This window comes from Desulfuromonadales bacterium (genome assembly GCA_035620395.1).
In the GTDB taxonomy this organism is placed as follows: Bacteria; Desulfobacterota; Desulfuromonadia; order Desulfuromonadales; family DASPGW01; genus DASPGW01.
In genome coordinates this window covers 1-6,455 of sequence record DASPGW010000240.1, presented here as the reverse complement: position 1 = coordinate 6,455, position 6,455 = coordinate 1, and the positions used below count along the sequence as shown (strand labels likewise).

Here is a 6,455-nt window from a genome sequence, read left to right as displayed (position 1 = left end):
GCGGACGGCGGCAGCATCCGCGTCGGCGAGACGGTCAAGCTCGCCTACGTCGACCAGAGCCGCGAGCTCGACGGGGAGAAGAGCATCTGGGAGGAGATCACCGGCGGCCAGGAGCAGATCGAACTCGGCAAGAACCTGGTCAACTCCCGCGCCTACGTGTCACGCTTCAACTTCTCCGGCAGCGACCAGCAGAAGAAGGTGTCCACCCTCTCCGGCGGCATGCGCAACCGCGTCCACCTGGCCAAAATGCTGAAGGAGGGGGCCAACGTCATCCTTCTGGACGAGCCGACCAACGACCTCGACGTGAACACCATGCGGGCCCTCGAAGAGGCCCTGGAGAACTTCGGCGGCTGCGCCGTGGTCATCAGCCACGACCGCTGGTTTCTCGACCGCATCGCCACCCACATTCTCGCCTTCGAGGGGGACTCCAGGGTGGTCTGGTTCGAGGGGAACTTCTCCGAATACGAGGAGGACAAGAAGAAGCGCCTCGGCGCCGAGGCTGAGCGGCCGCACCGGATCAAGTACCGCCAGCTGACGCGGTAGGCCCAGGTAGATTTTGCAGGACAAGCTAATGCCCGTAATCTCTGTTCTCGATGCCGCGGTGCTGGGGGTGGTCGAGGGGCTGACCGAGTTCCTGCCGGTCTCCTCGACGGGGCACCTGATCCTGGTTTCCCAGTGGCTCGGCCTCTACGACGATCCGGCGGCCAAGGCCGGCGTCGACGCCTTCGAGATCGTCATCCAGTCGGGGGCGCTGCTGGCGGTCCTCGGGATCTACCTGCCCAGCATCGCCTCGATGCTGAAGGGGGCGGCCGGCCGCGACCCGGACGGCCGCAACCTCCTGCTGCAGCTTGTCGCCGGGTTCCTCCCGGCAGCCGTCATCGGGTTGCTCGCCGGCGGCTGGATCAAGGAACACCTCTTCGGCATCGGCCCGGTGATCTTCGCTCTGGCGGCGGGCGGTGTGCTGATGATCGCGGTCGAATGGCACCACGCCCGCAAGGCCGGAGCCGCCGAGGCAAGCCGCCTGGAGAAGCCGATCGGGGCCATGACCTGGCGGGCCGCCCTGGTGATCGGCTTCGCCCAGTGCCTGGCCATGTGGCCGGGCACCAGCCGCTCCATGGTGACCATCGTTGCCGCCCGGCTGCTGGGTTTTCAGCCCCGGGCGGCGGCCCAGTTCAGCTTCCTCCTCGCCCTCCCCACCCTCGGTGCCGCGACCATCCACGACCTCCTGAAGGCGGGCCCGCTGCTGCTGCAGGCGAGCGGCGGGGCGGAACTGGCCGTCGGGATGGTCGTCTCCTGCCTCGTCGCCTGGGTCGCCGTGCAGGGGTTCCTCGCCTTCCTGAACCGCCACGGCATGGCCGTCTTCGGCTGGTACCGAATCGCCCTGGCTTTGGTGCTGACCGTCTCGCTCAGCCTCTGACCGGACGAGGCGGCTTCAGCTCTTCCCAAGGAGCAAGACCGATGAGCAGCCAATGCGCTGACCGCGCCGCCTGGATCGAGCGGATCATCCACGACTTCTGCGCCTCCGCGGCCAACTCCCTCGGCGAGGGGAGGAGCGAAAGGGCCTGGGGCGAGCCGCGGGTCGCCTTCGCGGGCGGCGACGATCCCCTCTACGAAATGCTCAAGGCCGATATCGGCCCCTTCTTCTGGACCCCGGCCGAGGCCTTCGCTCTCGCTTTTCCCGCCGCTCCCCTGCCGGCCGGCCGCCTCACGGTCATCAGCTACATCCTGCCGCAGACCGAGGCGACCCGCGCCGACCAGCGTTCGGCCACCGACTATCCGGCCGAGCGCTGGGCCCGCTCGCGCTTTTTTGGCGAGGCCTTCAACTGCGCGCTGCGCCTGCATCTGGCCGCAAGGCTGACCGAGGCCGGCATACCCGCCGTCGCCCCCGAGCGCCTGCCCGGCTTTGCCTACCGGCAGAGCGAGCGCTATGGACTCGCCTCCAACTGGTCGGAGCGGCACACCGCCTGGATCGCCGGCCACGGCACCTTCGGTTTATCCGACGGCCTGATTACGGAACTCGGCAAGGCGGTGCGTTTCGGTTCGGTGGTGGCTGCCGTAGACCTGCCGCCGACCCCCCGGCCCTACGCCGGCCACCAGGACTGGTGCCTCTGGTACGCCAAAGGGACCTGCGGCGCCTGCATCCGCCGCTGCCCGGCCGACGCCATCACCGAGGCCGGTCACGACAAGCCGAAGTGCTACGACTACATCCGCAACGTCACTACCCCCTACGCCACCGAGCACTACGGCACCGGCGCCACCCCCTGCGGGCTGTGCCAGGTGAAGATTCCGTGCGAGGACAGGAATCCGGTGCAATAACGGCACACGAACGGGCGCCGACTGACAGGGACCAACACGGACCTTAGGCGAACCAGGTCAGTGAAGGTCGGTGTTGGAGCCCGCTCAGGGGCAAAAAAGAGAGGCGATCTGCGTGCAGACCGCCTCTCTTTTTTGCCGTTTTGTCCGTGACCGCCGCCGGCTATTTCTCTTTCGCCAATTCGGCGGCCTTGGCGAAAGCCGTCTTCATGTCGGGCAGGTGCGAGAGCTCGGGGACGACCTGGATATAGCGCACCGTCCCCTGGCGGTCGACGAGGATGACCGAGCGGGCGAGCAGGTAGATCTGGTCGACCAGCAGCCCGGTCGACTGTCCGAAGTCGGACTTCTGGTAGTCGGAGAGGAAGAGGATCTCCTTGAAGCCAGCCTCTTCAGCAAAGCGCTTCTGGGCAAAGGGGAGGTCGCGGCTGATGGTGACCAGCCGGACGCCGGGCGGCAGTTTCGGTCCTTCTTCGCCGAGGAGGTGCGTCTGCCGTTCGCAGACCTGGGTGTCGAGGGAGGGAACGACGCTCAGCAGTAGTACCTCTCCCTGCATTCCGGCCGGATCGACGCTCTTGAGGTTGATGTCGACCAGTTTGACGGAGGGCAGCTTCTGCCCGACGGCGAGCGGAGTGCCGAGCAGCGGCAGGACGACTTTGCCGCCGCGGGTGACGGTCTCGCCCGGCTGCACCGAGCGGGTATCGACCGGAATCTGCGGCCGGGTGGTGGCACAGGCGGTGAGCAGCAGGGCCAGCAGGGCCGTCAGCGCCAGAGTGGGGAATCGATGGGTCATGGCGGAAGCTCCTTTTCGCATGAGATGATACCATTCTACCCCGGCCAGGCGCCGCCGGCAAACCACCGCTCCCTAACCCTCCAATGCGGCGAGCTCCTCCCAGCGGGCGTAGGCTACTTCCAGTTCCCCCTCCAGCTGCTGCAAACGGGCGGTGGCTGAGGCTACCGCTTCGCCCTGCTCGCGGTAGAAGGCCGGCTCGGCCATCCGTCCGTGCAGCGCCGCCAGCTCGGCTTCCAGCGTCTCGATCTGCCGGGGCAGCTCGTCGAGCTCGTGCCGTTCGCGGAAGCTGAGCTTGCGCGGCCGCTCCCGCTCCGGTTTCGGCTTTGCCGGTTTTGGAGCGGCGGCGGCAGGCTCCACCTTCGGCTGCGGGCGCTGGCGCAGCCAGTCGTCGTAGCCGCCGACATACTCGGCAACGAGACCTTCTCCCTCGAAGACGAGGGTGCCGGTCACCACCCGGTTGAGGAAGTCGCGGTCATGGCTGACCAGGAAGAGCGTCCCCTGGAAGTCGGCGAGCAGCTCCTCGAGCAGGTCGAGGGTCTCCAGGTCGAGGTCGTTGGTCGGCTCGTCCAGAACCAGCACGTTCGCCTCGCGGGTGAAGAGGCGCGCCAGCAGCAGGCGGTTGCGCTCGCCGCCGGAGAGGATGCGCACCGGCGTCCGGGCCCGGTCGGGGGTGAAGAGAAAGTCCTGCAGATAGCCGTAGACATGGCGCGCCTGACCGCCGACCACCACCGTGTCCTGATCGCCGGAGAGGTTCTGCTGCACCGTCTTGTCCGGGTCTAACTGCTCGCGCAGCTGGTCGAAGTAGAGGACCTGCAGGTTGGTGCCGAGGCGCACCTCGCCGGTCTGCGGCCTGAGCTCGCCGAGCAGCAGCTTGAGCAGGGTGGTCTTGCCGGCGCCGTTCGGGCCGATGATGCCGATGCGGTCGCCGCGCAGGACGGTGGTGGAGAGGCTGCGGATGATCGGCTCGCCGCCGTAGCCGAAGCCGACGTCCGTCAACTCGGCCACCAGCCGGCCGCTGCGCTCGGCCTCCTGCAGCTGCAGTCGGGCGGTGCCGGTGCGCTCGCGGCGCTGCCGCCGCTCTTCGCGCATGGCCTTCAGCGCCCGCACCCGCCCCTCGTTGCGGGTGCGCCGGGCCTTGATCCCCTGGCGGATCCAGGTCTCCTCCTGCGCCAGTTTTTTGTCGAAGCGGGCCCATTCCTGCGCCTCGGCATGCAGCAGTTCCTCCTTGCGCAGCAGAAAGGTGTCGTAGCCGCCGGCGACGTCGAGCAGGCGGCCGCGGTCGAGCTCGACGATGCGGGTCGCCAGCGCCCGCAGAAAGGCACGGTCGTGGGTGACGAAGAGCAGGGTGATGCCGGTGCGCAGCAGATACTCCTCCAGCCAGCCGATCGACTCGATGTCGAGGTGGTTGGTCGGCTCGTCGAGGAGCAGCAGGTCGGGCTCGGCGGCGAGCGCGCGGGCGAGCAGCACGCGCCTTTTCACGCCGCCGGAGAGGCTGGCGAGCGGTGCATCCGCCTCCAGCTTGAGGCGGGTCAGCATCTGCTCGATGCGCTGCTGCAGCGGCCAGCTGCCGGCGGCGTCGAGGGCGTGCTGCACGTCGAGCAGGTCCGGCAGCAGGCTCTGATCGCCGCTCATCTCCAGCTGCCGGCTGAGGGCGTGGTAGCGGCAGAGCGCCTCCCCCGGCGCTCCGAGGCCCCCGGCCACCACCTCGAAGACGCTCCCCTGCAGCTCCTGCGGCACGTCCTGCGGCAGGCTCGCCACTTGCAGCCCCTGTTGCCGGTCGATGACGCCGGCATCCGGCGCCACTTCGCCCGCCACCAGGGCGAGCAGGGACGACTTGCCGGCGCCGTTGCGTCCCAGCAGGCAGATGCGTTCTCCCCGTTCCACCTGCAGGCTGGCTCCGTCGAGCAGGGGGGCGCCGCCAAAGGCGAGGGTGACGTTGCGAAGACTCAGCAGGGCCATGTTCCTATCGTTCCTTGAATGGTTTTGGAGAAGGATATTATGGCAGAAGCGCAGGGATGAAGGAAGGGGGCGGCCTGTGGCTAGTCGGCATCGGCCCCGGCCGCCAGGACTTCGACGGTTGTCTCCAGGGTGACCGCGCCGATGTTCAGGTAGAGGGTGCCGTCGGTGACCGTGACCGACCACTCGATGGAGCGCTGCAGAAGGGCGGCCACCTGCTGCACGAAGTGGTAGTCGAGGCCATAGATGCGCAGATTGGGGACGGCGGCAAGCCGCGCCAGGTGGGCGTTTTCCCAGCGCCAGCGGCCGCTGCCGCTGGCGAGCAGGATCACCCGGGCGGCGTGGCGGGCGGCCTTGAGCAGCCGTTCGGGGTCAGGGAGGCCGACTTCCAGCCAGAGTTCCACCCGCCCGTCGCCCCCCTTGCGCCAGAGGTCGGGCTCGTCGCCGGCGGCGATCCCCTTGGTGAAGACGAGGTCCGGCTCGTAGCAGAGGGCGTAGGCGAGCAGGCGTGCCACCAGGCGCTCGGCGGTCTCCGAGGGGTGCCGGGCGACGGTCGCCTGCAGGTGCTCGTAGCAGCCGCGGTCGACGTGGGAAAGCTGGATGGAGACTCGGTAGATGGTGGGCGTCAAAGCCACGGCGATTCCTTTCCGGACGGGTGGCGCACAGGATAGCGCCGCTGCCGCGGAAAGGCCAGTGAATTAAGATTCCCGCAGCTTCTCCCCTTCGTGCCAGGCTTGGCCGATGCATTCGCCCACGGCCCAGTAACGGTTGTCGGGCATGGTCAGAGTGAAGGGGTGCATCCGTTCGATGTCGGGCATCCCGCCGCTGAGGAAACGCTCTTCGCTCCAGGCGCCGACCACCTCGCCGATAAAGAACTCGTCCGCCGGCAGGTCGACCGTCTTGACCAGCCGGCATTCCAGCGCCAGCGGGCACTCGCGGACCATCGGCGCCGCTTCGAGCTGGCCGAAGAAGGGGGTAAAGAGAGTCGACTTGTCGCCATGCGTCCCCGACACCAGCCCGGAAAAGTCGGTTTTCTCCAGCAGGTCGCGGCCGGGAAGGCTGATGCTGAACTGCCGGTTGGCGCGGATTCCCTTGCTGGTGTGGTGCCCCTTGCCCAGCGCCACGCCGAAATAGAGAGGGCTGTAGTTGACCGGTGTGACCCAGGCCGCCGCCAGCCAGTTCGGCCGGCCGTCGACCATGGCGCCGACCAGGGTCATCGGCATCGGATAGAGAAAAACGGGCGTGGCGAGTCTGGTCTTGTCCATGAAAGTATTCCTCCGCAGAAGGTGGCATGCTTCGTCCCTCGGGCCAGCTTTCACATTTTAGCCGATGCCGGAGATTTTGCCGGGCGAGGCGCCGGGGTGGAACCCGGCGCGGTGGCGGTGAGTAAGGCTGT

The 6,455-nt window shown here is 67.9% G+C and carries 7 protein-coding genes; 3 read left to right on the top strand and 4 right to left on the bottom strand.

Annotation, left to right across the window (positions count from 1 at the left end):
* From VD811_13285 to VD811_13275, 3 genes are all read left to right on the top strand, one after another.
* The coding region (locus tag VD811_13285) for an ATP-binding cassette domain-containing protein (GenBank protein ID HXV21955.1) at positions 1-543 on the top strand (543 nt) is incomplete at its 5' end.
* Positions 544-571: 28 nt separating this feature from the next.
* The gene (locus tag VD811_13280) at positions 572-1,417 is read left to right on the top strand and encodes an undecaprenyl-diphosphate phosphatase (protein ID HXV21954.1); all 846 of its coding nucleotides are present in this window, start codon (positions 572-574) and stop codon (positions 1,415-1,417) included.
* Positions 1,418-1,458: 41 nt separating this feature from the next.
* The gene (locus VD811_13275) at positions 1,459-2,316 is read left to right on the top strand and encodes a 4Fe-4S ferredoxin (GenBank protein HXV21953.1); all 858 of its coding nucleotides are present in this window, start codon (positions 1,459-1,461) and stop codon (positions 2,314-2,316) included.
* 160 nt (positions 2,317-2,476) lie between these two features.
* On the opposite strand, the gene VD811_13270 is transcribed toward VD811_13275, so the two are convergent.
* The 4 genes from VD811_13270 to VD811_13255 all read right to left on the bottom strand — a co-directional run bounded on the left by VD811_13270 (position 2,477) and on the right by VD811_13255 (position 6,324).
* On the bottom strand, positions 2,477-3,103 hold the full coding sequence (locus VD811_13270) for a peroxiredoxin (GenBank protein ID HXV21952.1): 627 nt from the start codon (positions 3,101-3,103) through the stop codon (positions 2,477-2,479).
* Positions 3,104-3,175: 72 nt separating this feature from the next.
* Complete coding sequence (locus VD811_13265) at positions 3,176-5,062, bottom strand: ATP-binding cassette domain-containing protein (GenBank protein ID HXV21951.1); 1,887 nt, start codon at positions 5,060-5,062, stop codon at positions 3,176-3,178.
* Positions 5,063-5,142: 80 nt separating this feature from the next.
* Entirely contained in the window at positions 5,143-5,694 is a 552-nt protein-coding gene (locus tag VD811_13260) for a YaeQ family protein (GenBank protein HXV21950.1), read from the bottom strand.
* A gap of 63 nt (positions 5,695-5,757) precedes the next feature.
* Positions 5,758-6,324, bottom strand: coding sequence for a flavin reductase family protein (locus VD811_13255; protein HXV21949.1), 567 nt, complete (start codon positions 6,322-6,324; stop codon positions 5,758-5,760).
* Between the last annotated feature and the right edge of the window lie 131 nt (positions 6,325-6,455).

Coding starts and splice junctions, on each gene's coding strand:
- VD811_13280 (HXV21954.1), top strand. CDS start 572: ATGCCCGTAATCTCTGTTCTCGATGCCGCGGTGCTGGGGGTGGTCGAG.
- VD811_13275 (HXV21953.1), top strand. CDS start 1,459: ATGAGCAGCCAATGCGCTGACCGCGCCGCCTGGATCGAGCGGATCATC.
- VD811_13270 (HXV21952.1), bottom strand. CDS start 3,103: ATGACCCATCGATTCCCCACTCTGGCGCTGACGGCCCTGCTGGCCCTG.
- VD811_13265 (HXV21951.1), bottom strand. CDS start 5,062: ATGGCCCTGCTGAGTCTTCGCAACGTCACCCTCGCCTTTGGCGGCGCC.
- VD811_13255 (HXV21949.1), bottom strand. CDS start 6,324: ATGGACAAGACCAGACTCGCCACGCCCGTTTTTCTCTATCCGATGCCG.